The sequence below is a fragment of the Nocardia sp. 852002-51101_SCH5132738 genome, assembly GCF_001665695.1.
Lineage (GTDB): Bacteria > Actinomycetota > Actinomycetes > Mycobacteriales > Mycobacteriaceae > Nocardia > Nocardia nova.
The window spans coordinates 173850-198219 of record NZ_LZML01000217.1 but is presented as its reverse complement, the minus strand read 5'-3'; the positions used below and the strand labels follow the sequence as shown (position 1 = coordinate 198219).

The 24370-nt window shown below is 69.2% G+C and carries 22 protein-coding genes; 9 read left to right on the top strand and 13 right to left on the bottom strand.

The genetic code is table 11. The features are described 5' to 3' along the window. Window positions 1-420 (top strand): ferritin-like domain-containing protein (locus A5789_RS35165; RefSeq protein WP_064927431.1); only part of this gene is annotated, 420 nt, incomplete at its 5' end. A gap of 104 nt (window positions 421-524) precedes the next feature. Here the strand turns inward: A5789_RS35165 and A5789_RS35160 are convergent. Next, window positions 525-2282 (bottom strand): proline--tRNA ligase, encoded by a 1758-nt coding sequence (locus A5789_RS35160; protein WP_063014876.1) that lies wholly within the window; start codon window positions 2280-2282, stop codon window positions 525-527. 58 nt (window positions 2283-2340) lie between these two features. Between A5789_RS35160 and yaaA the strand changes: the two genes are divergently transcribed. The 3 genes from yaaA (at window position 2341) to A5789_RS35145 (ending at window position 5834) form a co-directional block, all read left to right on the top strand. Then, window positions 2341-3105, top strand: a complete 765-nt coding sequence (gene yaaA, locus A5789_RS35155; protein ID WP_064903987.1) for a peroxide stress protein YaaA — start codon at window positions 2341-2343, stop codon at window positions 3103-3105. Between the two features lie 213 nt (window positions 3106-3318). Further along, complete coding sequence (locus A5789_RS37555) at window positions 3319-5358, top strand: three-helix bundle dimerization domain-containing protein (protein WP_197516798.1); 2040 nt, start codon at window positions 3319-3321, stop codon at window positions 5356-5358. A gap of 80 nt (window positions 5359-5438) precedes the next feature. Then, the gene (locus A5789_RS35145; protein WP_227463061.1) at window positions 5439-5834 is read left to right on the top strand and encodes an ankyrin repeat domain-containing protein; all 396 of its coding nucleotides are present in this window, start codon (window positions 5439-5441) and stop codon (window positions 5832-5834) included. A 25-nt stretch (window positions 5835-5859) separates the two neighbouring features. Here the strand turns inward: A5789_RS35145 and A5789_RS35140 are convergent, their stop codons facing one another. The 4 genes from A5789_RS35140 to A5789_RS35125 all read right to left on the bottom strand — a co-directional run bounded on the left by A5789_RS35140 (window position 5860) and on the right by A5789_RS35125 (window position 9939). Continuing rightward, complete coding sequence (locus tag A5789_RS35140; protein ID WP_063014883.1) at window positions 5860-7320, bottom strand: MFS transporter; 1461 nt, start codon at window positions 7318-7320, stop codon at window positions 5860-5862. Between the two features lie 132 nt (window positions 7321-7452). Further along, complete coding sequence (gene cobA / locus A5789_RS35135) at window positions 7453-8712, bottom strand: uroporphyrinogen-III C-methyltransferase (RefSeq protein ID WP_064903983.1); 1260 nt, start codon at window positions 8710-8712, stop codon at window positions 7453-7455. Between the two features lie 70 nt (window positions 8713-8782). Further along, window positions 8783-9337: an LGFP repeat-containing protein gene (locus tag A5789_RS35130; RefSeq protein ID WP_030513149.1), complete on the bottom strand. Its 555-nt coding sequence runs from the start codon at window positions 9335-9337 to the stop codon at window positions 8783-8785. Window positions 9338-9531: 194 nt separating this feature from the next. After that, complete coding sequence (locus tag A5789_RS35125; protein ID WP_063014887.1) at window positions 9532-9939, bottom strand: PPOX class F420-dependent oxidoreductase; 408 nt, start codon at window positions 9937-9939, stop codon at window positions 9532-9534. Between the two features lie 88 nt (window positions 9940-10027). Between A5789_RS35125 and A5789_RS35120 the strand changes: the two genes are divergently transcribed. Continuing rightward, on the top strand, window positions 10028-10996 hold the full coding sequence (locus A5789_RS35120; RefSeq protein WP_064903982.1) for an alpha/beta hydrolase: 969 nt from the start codon (window positions 10028-10030) through the stop codon (window positions 10994-10996). A gap of 2 nt (window positions 10997-10998) precedes the next feature. Here the strand turns inward: A5789_RS35120 and A5789_RS35115 are convergent, their stop codons facing one another. Further along, complete coding sequence (locus tag A5789_RS35115) at window positions 10999-12339, bottom strand: DoxX family protein (RefSeq protein ID WP_082941172.1); 1341 nt, start codon at window positions 12337-12339, stop codon at window positions 10999-11001. 391 nt (window positions 12340-12730) lie between these two features. On the opposite strand from A5789_RS35115, the gene A5789_RS35110 reads away from it, so the two are divergent. The 3 genes from A5789_RS35110 (at window position 12731) to A5789_RS35100 (ending at window position 15651) form a co-directional block, all read left to right on the top strand. Continuing rightward, window positions 12731-13879 carry a phosphotransferase family protein gene (locus tag A5789_RS35110; protein ID WP_064903980.1) on the top strand — a complete coding sequence of 383 codons (1149 nt, stop codon included), beginning with the start codon at window positions 12731-12733 and terminating at the stop codon, window positions 13877-13879. Further along, window positions 13876-15006 carry a hypothetical protein gene (locus tag A5789_RS35105; RefSeq protein ID WP_064903979.1) on the top strand — a complete coding sequence of 377 codons (1131 nt, stop codon included), beginning with the start codon at window positions 13876-13878 and terminating at the stop codon, window positions 15004-15006. The genes A5789_RS35110 and A5789_RS35105 overlap by 4 nt, the downstream gene beginning before the upstream one ends. Before the next feature lie 135 nt (window positions 15007-15141). Next, window positions 15142-15651 (top strand): hypothetical protein, encoded by a 510-nt coding sequence (locus A5789_RS35100; RefSeq protein ID WP_146098616.1) that lies wholly within the window; start codon window positions 15142-15144, stop codon window positions 15649-15651. A 111-nt stretch (window positions 15652-15762) separates the two neighbouring features. Here the strand turns inward: A5789_RS35100 and A5789_RS35095 are convergent, their stop codons facing one another. The 5 genes from A5789_RS35095 to purN all read right to left on the bottom strand — a co-directional run bounded on the left by A5789_RS35095 (window position 15763) and on the right by purN (window position 21311). Then, window positions 15763-16137, bottom strand: a complete 375-nt coding sequence (locus A5789_RS35095; protein WP_064903977.1) for a cobalamin biosynthesis protein — start codon at window positions 16135-16137, stop codon at window positions 15763-15765. Window positions 16138-16249: 112 nt separating this feature from the next. Further along, a complete protein-coding gene (locus A5789_RS35090) occupies window positions 16250-17878 on the bottom strand; it encodes a cobyrinate a,c-diamide synthase (RefSeq protein ID WP_064903975.1) in 1629 nt (542 codons plus the stop codon). Window positions 17879-17891: 13 nt separating this feature from the next. Beyond that, window positions 17892-18506, bottom strand: coding sequence for a cob(I)yrinic acid a,c-diamide adenosyltransferase (gene cobO, locus A5789_RS35085; RefSeq protein WP_063014897.1), 615 nt, complete (start codon window positions 18504-18506; stop codon window positions 17892-17894). A gap of 117 nt (window positions 18507-18623) precedes the next feature. After that, complete coding sequence (locus tag A5789_RS35080) at window positions 18624-20660, bottom strand: magnesium chelatase subunit D family protein (RefSeq protein WP_227463059.1); 2037 nt, start codon at window positions 20658-20660, stop codon at window positions 18624-18626. A gap of 54 nt (window positions 20661-20714) precedes the next feature. Further along, a complete protein-coding gene (purN, locus tag A5789_RS35075) occupies window positions 20715-21311 on the bottom strand; it encodes a phosphoribosylglycinamide formyltransferase (protein WP_064903973.1) in 597 nt (198 codons plus the stop codon). Between the two features lie 69 nt (window positions 21312-21380). Between purN and A5789_RS35070 the strand changes: the two genes are divergently transcribed. Continuing rightward, a complete protein-coding gene (locus A5789_RS35070) occupies window positions 21381-22157 on the top strand; it encodes an EI24 domain-containing protein (protein WP_064903971.1) in 777 nt (258 codons plus the stop codon). Window positions 22158-22232: 75 nt separating this feature from the next. Here A5789_RS35070 and A5789_RS35065 read toward each other — a convergent pair whose 3' ends face one another. Together A5789_RS35065 and mqo are read right to left on the bottom strand one after the other, a co-directional pair. Beyond that, window positions 22233-22682 carry a GNAT family N-acetyltransferase gene (locus A5789_RS35065; protein WP_030513138.1) on the bottom strand — a complete coding sequence of 150 codons (450 nt, stop codon included), beginning with the start codon at window positions 22680-22682 and terminating at the stop codon, window positions 22233-22235. 21 nt (window positions 22683-22703) lie between these two features. Continuing rightward, window positions 22704-24221 (bottom strand): malate dehydrogenase (quinone), encoded by a 1518-nt coding sequence (gene mqo / locus A5789_RS35060; RefSeq protein ID WP_064904040.1) that lies wholly within the window; start codon window positions 24219-24221, stop codon window positions 22704-22706. Window positions 24222-24370: the final 149 nt, after the last annotated feature.

Here is a 24370-nt window from a genome sequence, read left to right as displayed (position 1 = left end):
CAGCAGGCGCTGCTCGACGCGCTGAACGCCGAATACACCGCGGTCTACGCCTACGGCCTCATCGCGGCCTACGCGTCCCCGGAGCGCGCGAAGGTCGTCGCCGAGTTCACCGCGGCCCACCGTGCCCGCCGCGACGCCACCGTCGACGCACTGAAGGCGGCCGGTGCGAGTGTTCCGGCGCCCGCCGCCGCCTACACCCCGCCGTTTCCGGTCGACGATCCCATCCCGGCGGCCAAACTCGCCGTCACCGTGGAGACCGACGCGGCGGTGGCCTGGCGCGCGGTCGTGGAACACTCCACCACCCCGGATCGCCGCCGCATCGGCATCGAGGCCCTTACCGAATGCGCCGTCCGCCTGGCCACCTGGCAGTCGATTCTGGGCGTGAATCCCGCGACCACACCGTTCCCGGGCCAGCCCTGAGCCCGAGCAGCGGCCTGAACACCGGTAGGTCCTGCCTTCCGTTGCCGTAGCGCGGGTCGCCGGCCGGATGCACCCGGTCGCAGCGACCGGGTGCACTCGGACGATCAGCCGCGAATCTTCGCGAGCACGGTATCGACGGCCGCGTCCGCCGGGATGTCCTCGGATTCGCCGGTGAAGCGGTTACGCAGCTCCACCTTGCCGTCGGCCCAGCCCCGGCCGATGACGAGAACCCAAGGCATGCCGAGCAATTCGGCATCCTTGAACTTGACGCCGGGTGAGGCGGTGCGGTCGTCGAACAGGACGTCCACGCCCTGGGCGTCCAGACCGGCGACGACCTCCTCGGCTCCGGTGCGGGCCGCCTCGTCCTTGTTGGCGATGACGACGTGCACATCGAAGGGGGCGACCTCGGCCGGCCAGCGCAGCCCCTTCTCGTCGTGCATCTGCTCCGCGATCACCGCGACCATCCGGGAGACGCCGACCCCGTAGGAACCCTGGACGAGCCGGACCGGTTTGCCGTTCTCACCGAGCACATCCACCTCGAAGGCGTCGGTGTACTTGTAGCCGAGCTGGAAGATGTGCGCGATCTCGATACCGCGCGCCGAGTGCAGCACACCGCGGCCGTCGGGCGAGGGGTCGCCGTCGCGCACCTCGGCGGCCTCGATCGTGCCGTCGGGGGTGAAATCGCGGCCCGCGACGAGTCCCACGACATGTTTGCCGGAGGCGTCGGCGCCGGTGATCCACGACGTGCCGGTCACCACGCGTGGGTCGACGAGATAGCGAACACCGTTGTCCAGCAGCGCCTTCGGGCCGATGTATCCCTTCACCAGGAACGGATTGGCAGCGAAGTCCTCGTCGGTGAGCAACTCCACCTCGGCCGGTTCGAGGCTCGCGCCCAGCCGCTTGGCGTCGACCTCGCGGTCGCCGGGCACGCCGATGCCGACGATCTCGGATTTGCCGTCGGGGTGGCGCAGCTTCACCATGACGTTCTTGAGCGTGTCGGCGGCGGTCACCGGGCGGCCGTACCGTTCGGCGATACCGGCGTCGTTGGCCCAGTCGACCAGGGACGCGATGGTCGGCGTGCCCGGCGTGTCGTGCACGACGGCGGCCGGCTGCCCCTCGATCGGGATCTCCGGCGGCGCGGGCGTCACCACGGCCTCCACATTGGCCGCGTATCCCGATTCGCGGCAGGTCACGTAGGTGTCCTCGCCGATCGGGCTGCTGGCCAGGAATTCTTCCGAGGCGCTGCCGCCCATCGCGCCGGAGGTGGCGGCGACGATCACGTATTCGATCCCGAGCCGGGCGAACATCCGCTGATATGCCTGGCGGTGTGCGGCATAGCTGGCCTTCAGGCCGTCCTCGTCCAGATCGAAGGAGTACGAGTCCTTCATGACGAATTCGCGTCCGCGCAGAATTCCGGCGCGCGGCCGTTCCTCGTCGCGGTATTTGGTCTGAATCTGGTAGAGCGTGACCGGCAGATCCTTGTAGGAGTTGTATTCACCCTTGACCGTCAGGGCGAACAATTCCTCGTGGGTGGGTCCGAGCAGCATGTCGGCTCCCTTACGGTCCTGCAGGCGGAAAAGGCTGTCGCCGTATTCGGTCCAGCGGTTGGTGGTTTCGTACGGCTCGCGCGGCAGCAGCGCGGGCAGCGAAATCTCCTGGCCGCCGATCGCGTCCATCTCCTGGCGCACCACGTCCTCGATCTTGCGCAGCACCTTCAAACCCAGCGGCAACCACGAATAGACGCCCGGCGCGATCCGGCGCACATATCCGGCGCGGACCAGAAGTTTGTGACTGGGCACCTCGGCGTCGGCGGGATCGTCGCGCAGGGTGCGCAGGAACAGGTGCGAGAGACGGGTGATCACGGATGCACAGACTAGCCGCTGCTGCGTGGATGCCTGCAGGGCATTACCGTATCGGCTCGTGCTGGTGATTCTGCCTCCTTCCGAAACCAAGTCCGACGGCGGAAATCTCGGTCCGCTCGATCTGGATTCCCTATGGTTACCGCAGCTCACCGCGGTGCGGGACAAGCTGATCACCGAGCTGATCGAATTGTCCGCGAACCCGGAGGCGGCACGGGTGGCATTGGGGCTGGGAAAGGCGACCGGCGCGGGCGCGGAAGGTTTGCAGACCGCGCTCGCCCGCAACGCGACGCTGCGGACCGCCGCGACCGCACCGGCGCTGCGGCGCTACACCGGCGTGCTCTACGACGCGCTCGACGCCGGTTCGCTGACCAAGACGCAGCGCGCTCGCGCCGGGGCGCGGCTGGCGATCGGCTCGGCGCTGTTCGGGATCGTGCGCGCGGGGGATGCGATTCCGGGGTATCGGCTGTCGGGCGGTTCGAAACTGCCGGGCCTGCCGACGCTGGCGTCGTTGTGGAAACCGGTGCTGGCCCCGGCATTGCGGGAGGCGACGGCCGGTCAGCTGGTCGTCGATCTGCGTTCGGGGACCTATCAGCAATTGGGGCGACTGCCCGGCGCGGTGACCGCGACCGTACTGACCGAACGCCCGGACGGCAGCCGCACGGTGGTGAGCCATTTCAACAAGCATCACAAGGGGCTGCTGGCACGGGCCCTGGTGTCGACTCGCGCCGAGCCCGGCGATATCCGCGCACTGGCGCGGATCGCCGAAAAGGCCGGGCTGCGTGTGGAAATCGCGTCGTCGAGCGAACTGCTGGTCCTCACGTGAGTGAATTCTCGGTGACCGCCGACGTAATTCGAGCCGAATAGCGCCTGCCCAGCCACGGGAACAATCGCCGGAAAATACCCCTCCACCAGCGCATTTCATCGTCATCGGGCCGAAACACGGTGGCACGGAACGGGCATTCCGGCTCGCTATCGTAATTTCCGGCGCGGCCGGCCGACCGCTGCCGTTGGGATGCGATTGGGCGAGGAGTTCGGCGTGGGTGACGCCACCGACCGTGAAGAAAAGGCACTGCGTCAGTTGACCGATCGGCTGGTCGGCCATTACGGCAGCAGCCATTCCCCGGAATTGGTAGAGGAAATGGTCGGCCAGGTGCGCCGTCGCTTCGACGGCCACGCCGTCCGCGATTTCGTGCCGATTCTGGTGGAACGCATCGTGCGCCGCGAATTGCAGCACACCCCACCGCAGCCCAAGGCCGACGACCGTTCGCACGAACTCGACTACGCGGATGCGCCGGTTGTTCCGGAGCGGGTGTCGGCGCCCTCGATCGAGGAGGACGCCACCGACGCCGCGCCCACCGAAGTCGCGCCTACCGACACCGCGCCTGCGCCTACCGACGCCGCGCCTGCGCCTACCGACGCCGCGCCTGCGCCCGCCGATGACGTGCCCGCGCCCGCCGATGCGACCTCCGCGCCCGCCGACGCCGCGTCTGCCGATGACATGCCCGCGCCCGTCGATCACGTCCCGAGCGCCGTCGCGGAATCGGCGACCGAAACCGTCGCGGAAGACGCCGGTGCCTCGGAACCCGCACCCGGCGAGGCAGATTCGCCACGCCCCGGCGACATCGCACACAGCGGCGACCCCGCCGCCGAATCCTGCGCCGAGTCCTGGCCCGCCGACGCGACCGGCTCCCAGCAGCCCGCGCCGGGTACCGATCGCCCCGCATCCGCCGACAGCGGAGACGCAGACGCCGACCTGCCAGACGCCGACGTCATCGAAGGCAGTACAGGCCAACGCGATTCGCTTCCCGCCGCAGCCGCTGAGGCTGCGCTCGCACCCGGCCACTCCCCCGTCGAACCGACGAAACCTGAGATCGTGGCCGCCACACCGTCCGCGAGTGACGCTGCAGCAGAACCGGAACCGGAGCGCGCGGCCGCGACGAGCCCGGCCTCCAGGGGAGCGGCCACAGCGGGCCTGGTAACCGCATTGCGAGAGCCACGGGTCCTGGCCGTAGCCGCCGCGGTGGTCGTCGTAGTCGTCGCGCTCGTTGTGGCCTTCGGCTTTCGCGGCGGCGACAGCGGCTCCCCCGCCCCGGCTCCCGCGCTGATCACCGCGCACGGCGTGGTCGGGTCGGAGAAGATGGGCTTCTTCACCGATCCCCGCGTGGTGGACGCACTGGCGCACAAGGGAATTCGGCTGGAGGTGGACCCGGCCGGATCGCGGCAGATCGCGACGTCGGTGAAGCTGGACGGTGACGACTTCGCCTTTCCGTCGAGCAGCCTGGCCGCCGAACGAATTCAGCGCGAACGCGGGATCACCGCGAAATACACGCCGTTCTCCTCGCCGATGGTGGTCGCCAGTTTCCGGCCGATCGTGGACCTGCTCGCCCGCGCGGGAATCGCCCGTCCGGGGACTGTGCCCGCCTTCGATATGCGGCGGTATCTCGATCTCACGCAGCAGGGCACCCAGTGGGATCAGCTGGAGGCCAACACCTCCTATCCGGTGCGCAAGAACGTGTTGATCTCGACCACCGATCCGCGGACCTCCAATTCGGCGGCGATGTATCTGGCGGTGGCCGCCTACGTCGCCAACGACGACGCGATCGTGCAGGGTCCGGCCGCCGAGAATTTCGTGCTGTCGAAGGTGTCGCGGCTGTTCACCAAACAGGGGTACACCGAGAATTCCAGCGCGGGTCCGTTCGGCGAATACCTCACTGCGGGAATGGGTCCCACGCCCATGGTGTGGGGCTACGAATCGCAATTCGTGGAGGCCGCCGTCGCCGGCAAGCTGCCCGCCGACGCGGTGATGCTGTACCCGTCTCCGACGGTCCTGTCCCGGCACACGCTGGTCCCACTGACCGCCACCGGCGACCGGGTCGGACAGCTGCTGAGCACCGATCCCGAACTGCAGCGCCTGGCCGCCGAGCACGGCTTCCGTACCGCCGATCCCTCCCAGTTCAGCGCCGTCACCGCTGAACACCACATTCCGGTCGCCCCGGATGTGGTCGACGTCGTCGACACTCCGACCTACGACACCCTGGAACACCTTCTCGACGGGGTCGCGCGCTCCTACAACTGATCGCGCACCGCGCGCCGAGCCGATCGAAAGGCAGGTCGCCGCTTCGCCGGACCGTCGCCCCGCCGTGGTAGTAATGGCCCGTGGCTACCTATGGCGTGGATCCCGACCTGGTCGAACTGGCGACCAAGCTCTTCGAGCTGGCCCGCACGGGCGAAGCCGCGACGCTCGCGGCGTATATCGACGCGGGCGTCCCGGTGAATCTGTGCAACGACAAGGGCGACACCTTGCTGATGCTGGCCGCCTACCACGGGCAGCAGGCGGCCGTGACAGCACTGCTCGAACGCGGCGCGGACCCCGATCGCGCCAACGACCGCGGCCAGACCCCGGCCGCGGGAGCGGTGTTCAAAGGCGAGGACGACATCCTGAAGGCCCTGCTGGCGGCCGGAGCCGATCCGGACGCGGGCACACCGTCGGCTCGGGAATCGGCGACCGTCTTCGGCAGAACCGAAGTACTGGAACTGTTCGATCGCCGCTGAGACGCGCGCGCCGCCGCCGAGACGGCTACACCTGCTGCGCTTCCTCCTGCGCGTGCTGGGCTTGGGCGAGTTGCTGCGGCGTGTAGCGCAGAGTCAGCACCAGCAGCCCGATGATCACGGCACCGATCGCGCAGATGAGCAACACGAAGGTGTAACCGCTGGACAGCGCCGCCACCTCGGTGGGCGTCAGATTCGAGGTCCGATCGGTCCGGCCGCCGAGTGAGAGCGTGCGCGAGGCCGCCAGCGGCGTCAGCAGGCCGACCGCGAACGGGGTGCCGAGGGTGAGGATCATCTGGCCGATCGCCGACAGCGGGCCGACCTCGTTCACCGGTACGCCCACCAGCAGGCACAGCGGCCCGACCACGATCACGAAACCGATCGCCATACCGACCACCGCCAGCAGCACCAGCAGCGTCGGCAGATATTCGACGTAGCGATCCAGGGTGGATCCGAAGAACAGGGCCCCGGCCAGCACCGTCGCCGCACCGGCGAGCAGCCACCGCGGCCGGATCATCAACGCGGCCTTGGACGCCACGCCGGTGCCGATGCCGGCGCCGATCGTGAACGGGATCGAGGCCAGACCCGCGACGAGCGGGCTGTAGCCGACGACGTTCTGCAGGAACTGCGCGACGAAATAGGTCATCGCGCCGAGGACGCCGGAGCCCAGCAGCAGGGCGATGAACGTGATCGAGCGGTCACGATCACGGAAGAGGGTGAGCGGCAGCAGCGGATTGACGGCGGACCGTTCGGCCAGCACGAACGCCACCAGCAGCAGCAATCCGGCGATCAGCGCGCCGATGACGTACGGGCTGGTCCAGCCGAGATCGGGGCCCTCGGTCGCGCCGAACACCACACCGACGCAGCCCAGGGTGCCGAGGAAGGCACCGCGCACGTCCAGGGGCAGTCGATGGTGGGCCGAATCGTGCAGCTGGAACGCCGCGCCCAGGATGATCAACAGTCCGATCGGCACGTTGATCAGGAAGATCAGCCGCCAATTCCATTCGGCGAGGGCGCCACCGACGACGAGACCGCCGACCGAACCCACGCCCATCATCGACCCGAAGATGGCGATCGCCTGATTGCGCGGCGGTCCGGGCGCGAAGGTACTGACCACCAGCGCCATCGCCACGGGTGCGGCGATCGCGGCGCCGGTGCCCTGCAGGGCCCGCGCGCCGATCAACATGGCCTCGTTCTGCGCCAGCCCACACAGCAGTGAGGCGAGGGTGAAGAACGAAACACCGAGCAGCAGCATCTTTTTGCGACCGAACGAGTCGCCGAGGCGCCCACCGAGCAGCATCAGCCCGCCGTAGGTGAGGCCGTAGGCGGTCACCGTCCACGCACTGCCCGAACTGGTCAGGCCCAGATGGCGTTGCAGGGCCGGCAGCGCCAGGATCACGACCGTGCCGTCCAGCACGACCATCAACTGCAGGCCGGACAGGACCAGGATCGGCAGCCCGAAGGCCCGCTTCGTCACCGGATATTGCATCGTCGCAGCGGGGTTATCGAGCACAGTGACTCACTGTAACGGATATCGGCACCGGCCAGCCCAACGCGTACTCGCGCTTTCCGCGGGTCGCTCGAGCGGGCTGTGCCCCTGTCCCGGGCACGCACCGCGGGCCTAACCGGCCTGCTCGACGGCATCCGGCGCGCCCGCGGTGAAGCCCGCGGTCGGGCCGACGACGATGATCGCCGGCGGCCGGATGCCCTCGGCGCGGACGCGTTCGGCGACCGTGGACAGATCCGCGCGCACGATCCGCTGCGTGCGCAGGCTGCCCTCCTGCACGACGGTGACGGGCGTATCGGCGGCGCGGCCACCGTCGACGAGTGCGGCGGCGAACTTCTCGATGCGTTCCACCCCCATCAGCAGCACGAGGGTGCCACGCAACCGGGCCAGGGCCGGCCAGTCCACCAGCGAATCCGGGTGATCGGGCGGAATGTGCCCACTCACCACCACGAATTCGTGGGTGACACCGCGGTGGGTCACCGGAATGCCGGCCAGCGCCGGCACCGAGATCGCGGAGGTGACACCGGGAACCACGGTCACCGGGACCCCGGCGTCCACGCACGCCTCGAGTTCCTCGTAGCCGCGGCCGAATACGTACGGGTCGCCGCCCTTGAGCCGGACCACGAATTTGCCGGCCTTGGCGCCCTCGACGAGGGCGGTGTTGATCGCCTCCTGCGCCATCGCCCGGCCGTACGGGATCTTCGCCGCGTCGACGACCTCCACATGCGGTCCGAGTTCGGCCAGCAGTTCCGGCGGCGCCAGCCGGTCGGCGACGACCAGATCGGCGCGGGCCAGCAGCCGGCGGCCACGCACGGTGATCAGATCGGGGTCGCCCGGCCCGCCGCCGACCAGCGCGACACCCGGCGCCACGGGCTCGGAGTCGTCGATGACCACGCCCGATTGCAGGGCTTCCAGCAGCGCGGTCCGCACCGCGGCCGAACGACGGTGCCGTCCACTGGCCAGCACCGCGAGCGTCAGCCCGTCGTAACGGGCGCTGGCCGGAGTCACCGCGGTGCCGAGCCGGGCATTGTCGGCGCGCACGCAGAAGATGCGGCGGCGGGTGGCCTCCTCGACCACGGCGGCATTGGTCTCGGGCTCGTCGGTGCAGGCGATCGCGTACCAGGCGCCGGCGAGATCACCGTCGGCGTAGGCCCGCTGGGAGATGCGCAATTGACCGGAGGTGGCCATCGCCTCCACCGCGGGAGTGACCGTCCGGCTGATCACCTCGATATCGGCTCCGCTCGCGATGAGCAGTCCGAGCCGGCGCTGGGCTACCGAGCCGCCACCCACGACGACGACGCGGCGGCCGGCCAGATCGAGCCCGACGACATAGTTCGGGTCACCGGATTGCTGGTCGTCTGTCGTATTCGGCACAAGGTTTCAGCCTACGGCGTGGCCGGGTGAACTCCGCAATCACCCGTCGCGACGCCGCGGGCCCGGAAGATCAGGGCTTCCAGGTGATCCGGCCGCCCTGGAAATCCTGGGCCTTGCCGCCGTTGTAGTCGTATTCGTCGCTGGTGGGCAGGCCGTAACGGCCGCGGTCGGCGTTGTTGCCGTTCCAGATGCCGAGGATCGAACCCCAGACCGGGTGCGCGCCGGTACTCGCCGACCAGAAGATCACGCCGCCGGGGAATTGGTTGAAGCGGGCCTTGCCGTCCTTACCGGCCTGGGCCTCGTCGGTGAGCGGGAAGCCGAGGGCGCTGTTCTCCCAGCCCATCGAACCCCATTTGTCACGGATCAGGCCGCAGATCGCATGGGCGTCGGTACCCACGGACCAGTAGATCGAGCAGCCGCGGTCGAAGACCTGGAATTTGCCGCCGTTGGCGTCGGATTCCGGCCCGGTCGGGTTGCCGAAGAAGGCGCCGCCGCCGGCGCGGTCGTATTCCTTCTCGATCGCCCCGCCGACGTCGAACGCGCCGACCGGACGGGCGGCGGCGACACCGGCACCCGTGCCGGTGAGCAACGCCAGTGCGGCGGCACCCGCGGCTGCCGCGCGCATCCCGGACCGGCGCGTTGTGCGTCTACTCTGTCTGCGACCTGACGAAGCCAAGAGAAACTCCCTCTACCTGCGAAGTTGGCGCGACGGAAGCTGCCGCTCCCGCCATCCTGCAGGGGTTACACCGGCTCTGCAACGCTCGCCGTATCACAGTCGAGACTCATCTCACAAAATCACACGAGGTGAATTCGGTCGCATCAGAGCCGGCCGTTGATCCGTTCCGGGGTCACCCGCACGACCACTCGCTCGGCGTCGTCGACGGAGGCGGGATTGAATTCGATATAGGGCAGGCCGGTGTATTTCACCGACAGCCGATCGGGCAGAGCCTTCTCCGGATCGGGGACGACGGTGGCGGTGCCGCGGATCTCGGCGTAGACGTACGGATTGTCCGGCGGGTTGATCATGATCGTCACCCGCGGGTCGCGCACCACGTTCTTGTACTGCTGACGCGACACGGTGGTGGAGTACACCAACTCCTCCCCCTCCCGCAGCAGCCAGGTGACGGTCAGGTGCGGCTGCCCGTCGCGGCCGATCGTCGCGAGCGTGGCGAAAACCTTTGTGTCGTCGAGGATCTTCTTCAGGTCGTCGGAGAGTTCTACACCCATGCCACGGCACAACCCGCTGCCACGCACACTCATTCCCACCGGCCGTCGTTCCGTCACGGTGTGTTCGGCACGGTTCTATGCTGCGAACATGCGACGAGCCGTGCTGCAGGTTCTGACGGTGCTGGTGACGGTCGCGGTCGCCGCCGCGGTGGCCGCCACCGCGTACGCGGCCGACCCCTACCGCGCGAGCGGCCCGACCGAGGCCCGCTACCTGGAACCCGGCCCGTGGCAGGTCACCGAGCACTACGAATTCGGCTGCTGCGACAGCACCGGCGCCGCCTACGACATCTGGTATCCGACCGATGTGGCCGCGCGTGGCCCCCGTCATCCGATCATCACCTGGGGTAACGGCACGGCCGCCCAACCTCGCCAGTACGCCCATCTGCTGCGGCATCTGGCCTCGTGGGGGTTCGTGGTGATCGCGACCGAGAATCGCAGTACCGGCACGGGCGTCGATATTGCCGGGGCGGCGCGATACCTCGTCGAGCGGGCCGCCGATCCGGCGAGCGTGTTCCACGATCGGCTCGATACCTCGGCGATCGGCGCCGTCGGTCATTCCCAAGGTGCCACCGGGGTGCTCAACGCGATGATCGATTCCGGCGGGCTGATTCGCACCGCCGTGCCGATCGAGTTGCCCGCCCAGTCGTTCTGCTCGAACAGATTGAGCTGCACCGACACTCGCCGCCTCGGCGGCGGTTCGGTGTTCTTCGTCAACGGCTCCGACGACGCGCTGATCTCCCCCTCGCAGAAGCTGTGGGCACTTCCGGGCCTGCAGTCCAACCAGGACTACTACGAGGCCACCCCGGGATCGGTGACGAAGGTGTGGGGCACGTTGGTCGGCCCCAATCACAACGATGTCCAAGGGCAACCGGACTGCGCCCGGGCCTCGTCGCCGTGTACCGACGGCGTATACGGCTATCTCGGCTATCCGACCGCGTGGCTGGTGGCCCGGCTGTGGGGATGCGCCGGGGCGGCGGCCGCCTTCGCCCCCGGCACCGGGGAGTTCTACGCCCCGAATCCGCACTGGGCCAACCAGATCGGCGCCGCGGCCGGCTGACCTCACTCCCCGGGCGCGTCCTGGATCCAGTGGAAGCCGCGGCTGCGCTGTGGGAAGGCGTCCGGGTCCTGACGCCGGAAGGTCACCGTCACCGGATGTCCGTCCAGTTCTCCGGTGAAACGCAGCCGGTCCGGGCCCTGCTGGTCGTACGCGAAGCCGCCGGCGGTCACGGAGTGCCCCGCGGTGGCGGGCACGGCATGCAGGTCCAGGCGATGGGCGCCGGTGTCGACCCGCACCTGCATGGGCACCAGCGTCCCGTCCATCCGCTGATACTGCATGACGCCGGCGAGGTCGAATACCGCGCGCTGCCACCGGTCCGGGTCCGTGAGCAGCGGCGGAACCGGCTGCCCGTCGCGACTGAATTCGTCGACCTGCCAGATGCCGTACAGCGGCGGTTTCGTCCGGCCCGGACCCTCGTCCCACAACTGCAGGCTCACGTGGGTCAGGGCCACCGCCACCCAGACCCCGATGCCGACCTGCACCAGCGCCGCGATCCATCGTGCCCGGCGGGTGCGGAACGGGTACGGCGCCGTGGAGCTCGCGACCGGGCGATCGAGTACCAGCACATTCAGTAGCCGCCGCGCCTGCGGCGCGAGCAACACCATCGACATCAGCATCAGATGTCCGGACAGGATCTTGACCGGCACGTCGAAGGTCATGTTGAGCACGAAGACCTGCGCCATGCTCACCAGCGTCAGCATCGCGCCCACCGTCGCCGTGCGCGGAACGAACAGCAATATCCCGGCCAGCAATTCCGCGGAACCGAGCAGGATCTCGTAGGCCGGGCTCATCCCGACCTGATTCCACAGCACCCCCATCGGGGTCAGATTGCCGTACGGCTCGAGCAACGTCGACAGCATCGGTTCGGGCATCTGGGTGGGGATGACCTTGGCGAACCCGTAGTTGAGCATCTGACCGGCCACACACAACCGGAGGAACAGCAGGAACCAGCCGGCCAGGCGCCGGTAATCGGTGCGACGGCGGTCCAGCAGCGTCCAGATCAACGTGCCCGCGAGGGCGACGACCAGGATGCAGAACACCAGCACCCACAGAATCGTCTGATCACCGCTGCCGTTGGGACTCAGCACCGGATGCACTCCGAAGACCGTGCGCCCCACCCACTCGAGCACCGGGCGCAGCAAGCGTGGTTGCCACAGCACCGCGTCGGCGTCGAGCCAGCGGCCGAACCAGCCGGTGAAGGCGAAGACGATCTGCGGATAGATCAGGCAGAACAACCCGAAGTACAGGAACGTGAACCGAAAGGCCTGCCGGGTGAGCGGTTTCCAGCCCGCCGCCGTCTCGGATTCGTGCTCCAGCTGCGGCGGTTCGGCCTGCGCCACCATGACACTCACTACCCACTCCTCTCCCCGGATGCTCCGGCGCACAGGCAGTGCCGCCGGCGCCGAAGCGACCGGGGTGCGCGGATCGGTGTCCGACGTTACGAGGGCCTGCGGCGAAAGTCCTCAGGGCCGGACCCCGATTCGGCGGTACTCCGCGCGGCGTACGTGGCAGCACTAAGGTCAGGGTTGGTGGTCCCCGCACCGTTCGCGCGCACTGTGGGCAAACCGGGTCCCGGTCAGCGGAACGGCGAAAAATTCGCCGCCGATTTCGCGCCACCGCGCATTAGAACGCGTTACATTTCATCCACACGCCGCCCGCACCGGGCCGGATATTGCCGTGCCGGTGCGTAAAGAGTTGGCGCACAGACATTTTCATCCCGTCAGGAGGTCCGCAATGTCGGGCGAATCCGATACCGACCCCGGGCAGCGGCGGCAGCTGACCACCAGCGCTCGCGATCTCGACGACCTCGCCGAGCGACTCACCCGGTGGCTGGCCGGCAAGCTCACCGGCACCACCGCGCCGGTGGTCACGGGGCTGTCGCGGCCGCAGGCGGGCGGCATGTCCAGCTCCTCGGTGATGTTCGAGGCTAGCTGGGAGCGCGACGGCCGCACGGAGACCGGCTCCTACGTCGCACGGATGCCACCCGAGGAGGGCTCGTTCCCGGTCTTCGAGACCTACGACCTCGACACCCAGTACGCGGTGATGGCCGGCGTCGGCGCGCACAGCGATGTGCCGGTGCCGCGACTGTGCTGGTTCGAGCCGGACGAATCCGTGCTCGGCACACCGTTTTTCGTGATGGAGCGGATCAACGGGCGGATTCCGGAGGACAATCCGCCGTACGTGTTCGTCGGCTGGGTCTTCGACGCCACGCCACAGCAGCGGATGCGGATCACCCACGCCACGGTCGACATCATCGCGAGGGTCCACGCCATCGCCGACCCGGCCGCGACATTCCCCGCCTTGGCCGGCGCGGGCTCGTCGCTGCGCCGGCATTTCGACGCCCAGCGCCACTGGTACCGGTGGGCGCTCGCCGACGACGGCTATCGAATCCCGTTGCTGGAGCGCGGTTTCGACTGGCTCGAACAGCACTGGCCCGCCGATCCGGGGCCCGACGTACTGAACTGGGGCGACGCCCGGCCGGGCAACATCATCTTCGACGAATTCGACCCGGCCGCGGTCCTGGACTGGGAGATGGCCACGCTCGGCCCGCGAGAACTCGACGTGGCGTGGCTGATCTTCATCCATCGCTTCTTCCAGGACATCGCCACCCGCTTCGACCAGCCCGGACTGCCCGACTATCTGCGCCGCGACGACGTGGTCGCGCGCTACGAGGAGCTCACCGGCCACCGTCTGCGGGATTTGGAGTGGTACCTGGTCTACGCCGCGCTGCGGCACGGCATCGTGATGGCGCGCATCAAACGGCGGATGATCCACTTCGGCGAGGACACCGACACCGACGACCGGGACGATTACGTGATGCACCGAGCGGCCCTCGAGGCCCTGCTCGACGGCACCTACCAGTGGGATCGAGGAGACCGATGACAGGCATCGACGGACATCCGGCTCAGCAGGCGCCGGTTCCGCTGGACGAATATCCGGTGCACCAGACACCGCTGTCGCTGGCGCGCGCGGCCACCACCGACCGTAACTTCTACGACCGCAGCTACTTCAACGCTCACGACCGCAGCAGCGGCACGATGCTGGTTACCGGCTTCGGCGTCTATCCGAATCTCGGCGTGATCGACGCGTATGCCGCGGTGCGCCGTGGCGATGTCCTGCGGACGGTCCGGTTCTCGGACGCGCTGCCGCCGCGGAACCTGAACATGAGCGTCGGCGGCTATCGCATCGAGGTGATCGAACCGCTGCGGCGCGTCCGGGTGATCTGCGAGCACGAGGACCTGTCCTTCGACTTGACCTGGGACGGTTCGTTCCCCGCCGTCCAGGAGCAGCCGCATCTCATCCACACCGGCAGCCGGCCGATCATCGACGCCTCCCGGTTCGCCCAGGTCGGCTCCTGGTCGGGGACCTTGCAGGTCGACGGCGACGACATCGCCGTGGACCCCGACGTCTGGATGGGGACCCGCGACCGGTCCTGGGGTATCCGGCCGGTCGGTGAGACCGAACCACCCGGGCGCGATGCGAGCGAACCGGCGGCCGGATTCTGGTGGCTGTATGTTCCGCTGCGCTTCGACGACTTCGCGATCGTGGTGATCGTGCAGGAGAATCCGGACGGCTTCCGCACCCTCAACGACGCCGTGCGGGTGTGGCCGGACGGGCGGGTCGAACAGCTCGGCTGGCCCCGCGTGCACATCGAATACCGTTCCGGCACACGCATTCCGGTGTCCGCGCGGCTCGATATGACCGCCGGCGACGGCTCGCCGCTCACCGTGGAGGTCCGCGCCCACACCTGCATTCCGCTGCATATCGGCTGTGGCTACGGCGGCGATCCGGATTGGCTGCACGGCCAGTGGAAGGGCCGCGACTGGTCGTCGAGCAGCAGCTACGACCTGACGGATCCGGCGGTGGCCGGGCGCATTCCGTGGGGTGTGATCGACCACGTCGGACAGGCACGGTGCGGCGACGCCGAGGGCTGGGGACTGTTCGAACACGGCAGCCTCGGCCGTCACGACCCCACCGGCTTCGCCGATTGGACCTCGGTCGCGCCGTAACTCGCGTCCGCTCCGCGTACCGCAATGTCGGGGCAGCTCCGCGTGGCGAATCCGATGTGAGCTGGATCTCAGGTACCCTCCGACGGATCGACGCCGGGCCGTCGGCCCGGGACGGCACAGCGAGAGGCAGGCACGATGAGCGGATTCCGTGTTTCGCGTGGTTCCTCCCAGGTTTTCCCGGGCCCGGCGCTGTCTTCCGGGCGGGCGTGGCGCGCACGTACGCGTGCCGGGTTGGTCCTGGCCGCCGGTGCGCTGATGGGCGCGCTGCTTCCGGTCGTGGGAGCGGCCCCGGCCGGTGCGACGGTGGCGCCCACGATCTCGGTATCGATGTCCGGGTCGGCGCTGAGCCCGGTCAGCGGCGCGCTGGTGGGCTGCGCCCAGAACGCGGTGGCGACGGTGCGCAACCCCGACGGCAGCCCCGTCACCCACGGCAACGTCGACTTCTTCAGTCACCTTTCCGGGATCAGCGGCAATATCGTCGGCACCGCGCCGGTGGTCAACGGGGTCGCCAGCATCGGCTGGGTGCCCGACCGGCCGGGCGAGCACGTCGTCAGCGCGGTGTACTACGACGGCCTGCCGGAACTGTCACCGGTCGCCGGATACACCATCGTCACGACGGCGGCCCTCGGCGGTGCCTGCGTGTAACGCACTTCCGGACAACAGCTTTCGCGACCACTCGGCCGAATCCGCACCTTTTGGGATTCGGCCGAGCGTCGTCGGAGCCTGCTCGCGGGGCCGCAACGGCCGGGCCCGTGTTCACACTCGCTCGGCGACAGCGACCGTGATCGTGCCGACGACCGTCTTGGGCACGATCAGCCGCCCGCGCCCTCCCCAGCGGCGCCACGCGAGAAGCGCGGCCGCTTCGGCGACACTGGGCGTGCCGATCGCGACCGCCGCGCGGTGACCCGGATGGGGGACGTCGACCCGGGCCAGTTCGTCCGCACCGAATCCGATCACCGGCACCCCGAATGCGGCGGCGGCCGCGACGGTTCCCGGCTCCTCCGCCCGCCGATCGATCGTCGCCAGGCATCGAATCGTGCTGTTCCCCAGAACTTTCCGCACGGCCGCCACAATGGCTTCCGCTGTGGGATCCGGCCGCGCCCCCAAACCCACGACCACCGCCTCGCTCATCGGGGCCTCCTCGCCCGGCCGCCGCAATGATCGTCGACCCGCCCGGCACGCCGCGACGCCGGATACAGCGGTCCGCCGGCGGCTCGTTCGGCCGGGAGCTCGCCCATCGCCGTCACACGCCGGCGTGCGCCGCGTCGAACTGTTCGCACATCGCGACGAAACGAACTGTGGCCGTAGGGTTCCCGGCGGGATGAGTGTGCAGATAGGACGCATGCACCTGGTGGGCCACCGCACCTTCCCGGACCGCGGCGTCGTCGGTGCGCCATCCCCAGGCGGGTGGGTGCGATCCCGTGCTGACCAAGCGGGTGCGGTGGAATTCGTGGCCGCGCACGCGTTCTCCCGTGCGCCACAACACCGAATCGGCCAATGCCACCGCATCCCGGTAGCCGAGGGTCAGGCGCGGTCCGAATTCGGCGGTGGCATCGAGGACTCCGGCCATGCGATGGCCGTCCAGCGAGCGGGTCAGATAGAGCAGGCCCGCGCATTCGGCATGAATCGGCATGCCTCGGGCGGCGGCCTCGGCGACCGCGGTCAGCAGTGGCGTATTCGAGGCCAGATCGGCGGCATGCTCCTCGGGGAAGCCACCGGGCAGGACCAAACCGCCTGTCCCCAAGGGCAATTGCTCGTGCAACGGATCGAAGACCGCGACCCGCGCTCCGGCCGCTGTCAGCAGTTCCCGATGTTCGGCGTAGCCGAAGGTGAACGCCAGGCCGCCCGCCATCGCGATGATCGGCGCGGGCTCTCGCACTCCGCCGCCCGAGGCGGATATCGGTATCGGCGTCTCCGGCTCGCCGGACTGTTGTTGCCCCGCCGTCTCCGCCGAGATCCGCGACGTGCCGATCGCAGGCGCCGAGCTGTCAGACCTGCCGACGGTACGCGCCGTGCTGTCGAAGGGCAGCGTTGATCCGGCGCGGCCGGTGTCCTCGCCCGGCTCCGGGCCGTCGAGGGCGGTCCGGCTCACGCCTGGACCCCGCCACTGTAGGTGTGGGGCCGCCGCCGCGACTTCGCCGATCGGATCCCACGCGGGCCCGTCCACGTCGGCCGCGGCCAGTCGCGCGACCGCGCCCACATCGATGTGCGCGCCGACCAGTTCGGTCATGGCCTCGACCGCCGCATGCGCCGCGGAGCCGTGCTCGACCGCCGGGACGAGCCCGAGATGCCGTGCGGGAACCGATAATTCGTCCATTCGCGGCAGTGCGCCCAGCACCGGAAGGCCGACCCGGGCGCAGGCGCCGCGCAGCACCTGTTCGTGGCGCGGACTGCCCACACGGTTGAGGATCACGCCGCCGAGCCGGATACCGCTGTCGTAGGTCGCGAAACCGTGCAGCAGGGCGGCCAGGCTCTGACTGTGGCCGCGCGCGTCGACGACCAGCAGCACCGGCGCGCCGAGCAGCGCGGCGACCTGCGCGGTCGAGCCCTCGGCGATGGGGGCGGGGTTCTCGGCGTCGATCCGGCCGTCGAACAGGCCCATCACGCCCTCGACCACGGCCACGTCGCAGCCCGCGCTGCCGTGCCGGTACAGCGGCACCACCCGCTCGGCACCGACGAGCACCGGATCCAGGTTGCGTCCCGGCCGCCCGGCCGCCAGGCCGTGATAGCCCGGATCGATGTAGTCGGGCCCCACCTTGAACGGCGCGACGCGATGTCCGGCGCGGCGCAGCGCTCCGATCAAACCGGTTGCCAGCGTGGTCTTTCCGCTGCCCGAGGCGGGCGCGGCGATCACCACGGCCGGAGTGGTCATCGGCCGGCCGCCGTCACCACTCGATACCTCGCTGGCCCTTGCGCCCGGCGTCCATCGGATGTTTCACCTTGCTCATCTCCGTGACCAGATCCGCCGCGTCGACCAGCGCCTGCGGTGCCTCGCGGCCGGTGATCACCACGTGCTGATTGCCGGGCCGGTTCCGCAGCGTCTCGACCACCTCGTCGACGTCCACCCACCCCCATTTCAGCGGATAGGTGAACTCGTCGAGCACGTAGAAGCGGTGCTGTTCGGCGGCCAGCCGGCGCGCGATCTCCCGCCAGCCGGCCAGGGCCGCCGCGGCATGGTCGTCCTCGCTGCCCTGTTTGCGGGTCCACGACCAGCCCTCGCCCATCTTGTGCCATTCCACCGGACCACCGGTGCCGGTCTCCTCGTGCAGCCGGCCCAGGGTGCGGAAGGCGGCCTCCTCGCCGACCTTCCACTTCGCGCTCTTCACGAACTGGAAGACCGCGATATCGAAACCCTGGTTCCAGGCCCGCAGCGCCATCCCGAACGCCGCGGTCGACTTTCCCTTGCCGGGCCCGGTGTGCACGGCGAGCACCGGCTGATTACGCCGCTGGCGAGTGGTCAGCCCGTCGTCGGGAATCGTCTCCGGAACGCCCTTCGGCATCGCTGCATCCTCCTGGTCGAGCACCTACGCATCACATTCCCACATCCGCGCACCCGCCCGGCCGCGCGGGTCCGGCCGTGCCACGATCGGAGCGGTCGCCGATGGTGGCACGAGCGTTCACGCCGCCAGGTGGTGCGGCAATCCGGACTTCACCGCGGCGGCGACCGAATCGCCGGTGAGCTCGCCGAGGCGCAGGTAGGTGGCGCGCAACTCCCTGGCGAACTCGGCGGCCAGACCCAGCCGGACCATGCCGCCTTCACAGTCCACGACCACGCCGGCCACGCCGTCGCGGGCCAGCAGGCGGGCGGCCGCACGGGCCCGCGGGATCGGGTCGGCACCGCCGGTGGCGCGGCCGTCGGTGAGCAGCACGACCATCGCGCGGCGCTGCGGATCGCGGACGTGTTCGCGGGCCACCACCTCGCGCGCCTTCAGCAATCCTTGTGCCAGTGGGGTTTTGCCGCCGGTGCGCAGGCCGGCGAGGCGCCGCACCGCGATATCCACCGAGGAGGTCGGCGGCAGCACCAGCTCGGCCTCGCTGCCGCGCACGGTGATCACGGCGACCTTGTCGCGGCGCTGATAGGCGTCGCGCAGCAGAGCGACCACCGCTCCGGTGACGGCCGAGAGGCGGTCGCGGGCGGCCATCGATCCGGAGGCGTCGACGACGAACACCACCAGATTGCCTTCGCGCCCTTCGCGATACGCGCCACGCAGATCGGTCGCCTCGAGTGTCAGCGGGCCCTCGACGCGGCCGCGGGCATGCTGATGCGGCGCGGCGGCGAACAGCGTGCCCAGCAGATGCAGGCCCGCGGAGGTGTCGGTGACCGATCGCACCACCCGGCCGTGCCGGGTGTGGGCGCGTGATCGGCGCCCGGGAGCACCCTCCCCGACTCCCGGTATCTCCCAGTGCGGCGGGCGGGCAGCGGATTTCGCCGGCGCCCCCGCACTGCCCTCGCGGGCGCCACCGCGCGGGCCGCCGCCCGGTGAGTCGGGGCCGTCGTCGTCGGGTCCCCGGTCGTCGGGGCCGCCGTCGGAACCGTTGTTCTCGGGGCCTGCGTCGGTGTCCGTATCGCCCTCGAACTCACGCTCGAGGTCGCTGTCCGAATCGGCTGCGCCGCTCGCAGATTCGTTCTCCGCACGGCTGTGCTCGGAGCGGGCCCGCTCGGCCTCCTGTTCGGCTTCCCGCATGGCGTCGTCGAGTTGTTCGTCGGTGATGCCCGGTTCGTCGAACGGATCGCGCCGGCGGCGATGCGGCAGCGCCAGTTCCGCGGCGATCCGCACGTCTTCGGCTGTCACGCAGTCACTTCCGCGCCAGGCGGCGTGGGCCGTCGCGGTCCGCGCCACCACCAGATCCGCGCGCATGCCGTCGACGTCGAAGGAGGCGCACAGTGCGGCGATCCGGCGCAGTTCGATATCGTCGAGCGCCACCTCGGCGAGGCGTTCGCGGGCGGCGAGAATGCGCTCGGCGACATCGCGATCGGCCGCGGCGTAGGCGGCGGCGAAGCCGTCGGGATCGGCCTCGTAGTCGAGCCGGCGGCGCACCACCGCCATCCGCACGTCCACATCGCGCGAAGCCGCGACGTCGACGGTGAGGCCGAACCGGTCCAGCAGCTGAGGGCGGAGTTCGCCCTCCTCCGGATTCATGGTGCCGACCAGGACGAACCGGGCCGGATGCGAATGCGACACGCCGTCACGTTCGATATGCACCCGTCCCATCGCCGCCGCGTCGAGCAGGACGTCGACCAGATGGTCGTGCAGGAGATTCACTTCGTCGACGTACAACACACCGTGATGGGCCGCCGCCAGCAGTCCCGGCCGGAATGCCTGCTCCCCGTCGCGCAGCACTCGCTCCAGATCCAGCGATCCCACGACACGGTCCTCGGTCGCACCCACCGGCAACTCCACCAGGCGGGCCGGCCGCGGCCCACCCTCGTCGGTCACCGGCGGCAACAACTGCGCCAGCGCCCGCACCACGGTCGATTTCGCGGTCCCCTTCTCTCCGCGCACCAGCACCCCGCCGATCCCCGGATGCACGGCGCACAGAATCAGCGCCAGCTGCAGCTGCTCCTGCCCCACCACCGCCGAGAACGGAAACCCCGCCTCACCGTCACGATGCGCGGACACGGCCGATGCGGATTCACCTCGGAAATCGGACACGCCCCCACTGTATGCGCGCCCCATTCCGCCCCCGCACCGGGCTGCCCTGTCGCGCTACAGCCGCCGCCCCGCCGCGATCTGCCGCACCACCAGTGGCAACACCACAGGCTCGGCCTCGAGCACCCGCGCGGCCAAGGTCCCGGCTGTGTCGTCCGCTAATACCGGAACCTCCCGATGCGCGATCACCCGCCCGGTGTCGTAGTCGCCGTCGACCAGATGCACCGTCGGCCCGGTGACCGCGACGCCCGACGCCAGCACCGCTTCGTGCACGCGCAGGCCGAACATGCCGATGCCACCGAATCGCGGTAAGGGCGCCGGGTGGATGTTGAGGATGCGGGAATCGAATTGCCGGCGCGTGCGCGGGCCGAGCTTCTTCATATAACCCGCGGTCACCACCCACTCGGTCGCGTGCGCCACCAGAGCGGCACGGATGGCATCGTCCAATGCGTCGGGGTCGGGATGGGTCGCGCCCGAGAGATGCCGGGTCGGAATGCGATTCGCGCGGGCGTAGGCCAGACCCGCTGCTCCGCTGTTGTTGCCGATGACGACCGCGATCTCGAAGCGCGCGCCGGGCTCGAGGGAGGACCGGTGGAGGGCGCGCAGATTCGAGCCGTTGTGTGAGACGAGCACGCCGACTCGAAGATTGCGCACACCTCGCAGTTTCCCACAGCCGCACGAGGAGTTTCGGCGAACTGCCCACCCGCCGAATACGCTGGGCGGGTGCGGGATGTGGTGCGGGGCTTCGGATATCTGGTGCGGGGGCAGCGGTGGGCCGCGGCGCATCGGCGGGAGCTGGGGCTGGGGTTGCTGCCGGGGGTGATCTCGATGGCGCTGTATCTGGGATTGCTGGTGGCGCTGGTGTGGTTCGCGGGGGATCTGGTGGCGTGGGCGACGCCGTTCGCGGCGCACTGGACGTCGCCGTGGCCCGGACTGCTGCGCGGCAGCCTCGCCGTGCTGCTTGTGCTGCTCGGGATGTTCCTGGCGGTGATCACGTTCACCGCGGTGACGCTGGTGATCGGCCAGCCGTTCTACGAGGCCCTGTCGGAACGGGTGGATCGGTCGCTGTCGGCCGGCGGCCTGGCGCCGGAATCGGGACTGCCGCTGTGGCGCGAGGTGTGGATCGGGGTCCGCGACGGGGTGCGCATTCTGATCCGGGCGGCGGTGTGGGGCGTGGTGCTGTTCTGCGCCGGATTCCTGCCGGTCGTGGGGCAGACGGTGATCCCGGTACTCGGAGTCTGCGTGGCCGGGTTCTTCCTGGCTCAGGAACTGACCGCGGTCGCGATGCTGCGCCGCGGAATCGAGCTGCGCGAACATCTCACGATGCTGCGGTCACATCGAATGCTCGTGTGGGGCTTCGGCATTCCGCTGGCGGCCGCATTCCTCGTGCCGTTCGTGGCCGTCGTCCTCATGCCGGGCGCGGTCGCCGGCGCCACGATGCTCGCCCGCGAATTGTGCGGTGCGGACAGCGATCCGGCGCCGAATCCGTTGCGCGACTGACTTTCCCGCGACACGAGAGGGCCCCGCACCCGACAAAGGGGTACGGGGCCGAAATCTCCGTGGTGGATTCGCCACTCAGCCCCGGCGCATGGGGATGTGCGCGATCCCGTCCTCCTCGTACTCCTCGCCGTCGGGCTTGAACCCGTGCTTGGTGTAGAGGTCGACCAGATAGGTCTGGGCATTCAAACGCACTGTCGCCGAACCGGCTTCGGCGATGGCGGCCTGCAGGACCCGGGTGGTGTAGCCGTGACCGCGCGCCTCGGGAGTGGTGCACAACCGGCCGATGCGGAACGACTTCACGCCGTTGTTGTGCTCCTCCAGCAGCCGCAGGGTGCAGATGATCTCACCCTCGTCGTCGAGCCAGAAGTGGCGTGTCTCGGGGAGCAGATCGAGCCCGTCCAGTTCCGGATAAGCGCATTTCTGCTCCACGACGAACACTTCGACGCGCAGTTTCAACAGCTTGTACAGCGTCGCGGTATCGAGATCCGCGGCCCACGACCGTTTGAGCGCAACCGTTGACATCATCGCGTCTTGCTATCACATGATTCAGCTGTGCGCGACCCCTACGGCGATCGGCGTGTTGTCGACCCGGCCGCTGCCGTTGAGATGAAGTGCCTTGGTGGACCAGTCCCACACCTCGTGGAACAGCGCTTGGTTCTCCGACAGCTTCACACCCAGCGACGGCACCATTTCCTTGAGTTTCGGTGTCCAGTCGGCGTATTCGCCCGGGAAGCAGCGCTGCAACACGTCGATCATCGCGCTGACACAGGTGGAGGCGCCGGGCGAGGCGCCGAGCAGTCCGGCGATGGAGCCGTCACCGGCGGTGATCACCGCGGTGCCGAGCTCCAGCACGCCGCCGACGCCCTTGCGCCGGATGATCTGCACGCGCTGACCGGCGGTGATCAGCTCCCAGTCGTGGCCGTCGGCGCGCGGGATGAACTCCTCCATGGTGTTCACCTTGCCCGACGGCGACTTCAGCAGTTCGCTGACCAGGTACTTGACCAGGCCGAGTTCGGTGACGCCGACACCCAGCATCGGGGTGACGTTGCCGGCCCGCACCGACTTGAGCAGGTCGCTGAACTTGCCGTCCTTGAGGAACTTCGGGGTCCAGCCGGCATAGGGGCCGAACAGCAGGCCCGGCTTGCCGTTGATGACCCGAGTGTCCAAGTGCGGCACCGACATCGGCGGCGCGCCGACGGCGGCCTTGCCGTAGACCTTGGCGTCGTGCTGGGCGATGAGCTCGGGGTTGGTGCAGCGCAGGAACTGGCCGCTGACCGGGAATCCGGCGAAGCCCTGGATCTCCTTGATGCCGGCCTTCTGCAGCAGCGGCAGCGCATACCCGCCCGCGCCGACGAAGACGAATTTGGCGTTGATCGTGCGCGAGGTGCGGGTGCGGGTGTTGCGGACCTTGACCGTCCAGCTGCCGTCGGACTGCTTGGACAGGTTGCGCACCTCGTTGCCGAACGCGATCTCCACGCCCGAGGAACCGAGGTAGGCCAGCAGCTGCTTGGTCAGCGATCCGAAGTCGATATCGGTACCGGTCTGGGTCCAGTTCAGCGCGACCGGCTCGGAGAAGTCGCGACCCCGGGCCATCAGCGGCAGGCGCCGGGTGAACTCGTCCGGGCTGTCGATGAATTCCATGCCCTCGAACAGCGGGTGCCGGGCCAGCGCCGCGTGGCGCTTGCGCAGATACTCCACGCCGTCGGCGCCGTGGCAGAAGCTCACGTGCGGAATGGGATTGATGAAGCCGGAGGGGTCGGCGAGCACGCCGTTCTCGGCGCCGTAGGCCCAGAACTGGCGCGACACCTGGAAGCGCTCGTTGATATCGATCGCCTTGGTGATGTCGACCGAACCGTCGGCGGCCTGCGGCGTGTAGTTCAGCTCGCACAGCGCCGAGTGGCCGGTGCCCGCGTTGTTCCACGGGTCGCTGCTCTCGGGCGCGGCCGCGTCCAGCCGCTCGAACATGGTGATCGACCAGTCGGGCTGCAACTGGCGAAGCAGTGCACCCAGGGTGGCACTCATGATGCCGGCACCGATGAGGACTACATCGGTCTTTTCAGTCATCGCAGCGTTCGGCACGGGGTGATCGACTTCCTTGTCCAGCGCGGGCACTTGGTGGGCGGGTAATGAGGTTACCCGCCGTTCACTTCAACTTGATTCTGCCCCTCACCATGCCCGTTTCCGAAACCCTCACACATGCACCTTCGGCACGG

Coding starts and splice junctions, on each gene's coding strand:
- A5789_RS35140 (WP_063014883.1), bottom strand. CDS start 7,320: ATGCAATATCCGGTGACGAAGCGGGCCTTCGGGCTGCCGATCCTGGTC.
- A5789_RS35130 (WP_030513149.1), bottom strand. CDS start 9,337: ATGCGCGCGGCAGCCGCGGGTGCCGCCGCACTGGCGTTGCTCACCGGC.
- A5789_RS35125 (WP_063014887.1), bottom strand. CDS start 9,939: ATGGGTGTAGAACTCTCCGACGACCTGAAGAAGATCCTCGACGACACA.
- A5789_RS35120 (WP_064903982.1), top strand. CDS start 10,028: ATGCGACGAGCCGTGCTGCAGGTTCTGACGGTGCTGGTGACGGTCGCG.
- A5789_RS35115 (WP_082941172.1), bottom strand. CDS start 12,339: ATGGTGGCGCAGGCCGAACCGCCGCAGCTGGAGCACGAATCCGAGACG.
- A5789_RS35110 (WP_064903980.1), top strand. CDS start 12,731: ATGTCGGGCGAATCCGATACCGACCCCGGGCAGCGGCGGCAGCTGACC.
- A5789_RS35105 (WP_064903979.1), top strand. CDS start 13,876: ATGACAGGCATCGACGGACATCCGGCTCAGCAGGCGCCGGTTCCGCTG.
- A5789_RS35100 (WP_146098616.1), top strand. CDS start 15,142: ATGAGCGGATTCCGTGTTTCGCGTGGTTCCTCCCAGGTTTTCCCGGGC.
- A5789_RS35095 (WP_064903977.1), bottom strand. CDS start 16,137: ATGAGCGAGGCGGTGGTCGTGGGTTTGGGGGCGCGGCCGGATCCCACA.
- A5789_RS35090 (WP_064903975.1), bottom strand. CDS start 17,878: ATGACCACTCCGGCCGTGGTGATCGCCGCGCCCGCCTCGGGCAGCGGA.
- cobO (WP_063014897.1), bottom strand. CDS start 18,506: ATGCCGAAGGGCGTTCCGGAGACGATTCCCGACGACGGGCTGACCACT.
- A5789_RS35065 (WP_030513138.1), bottom strand. CDS start 22,682: ATGATGTCAACGGTTGCGCTCAAACGGTCGTGGGCCGCGGATCTCGAT.
- mqo (WP_064904040.1), bottom strand. CDS start 24,221: ATGACTGAAAAGACCGATGTAGTCCTCATCGGTGCCGGCATCATGAGT.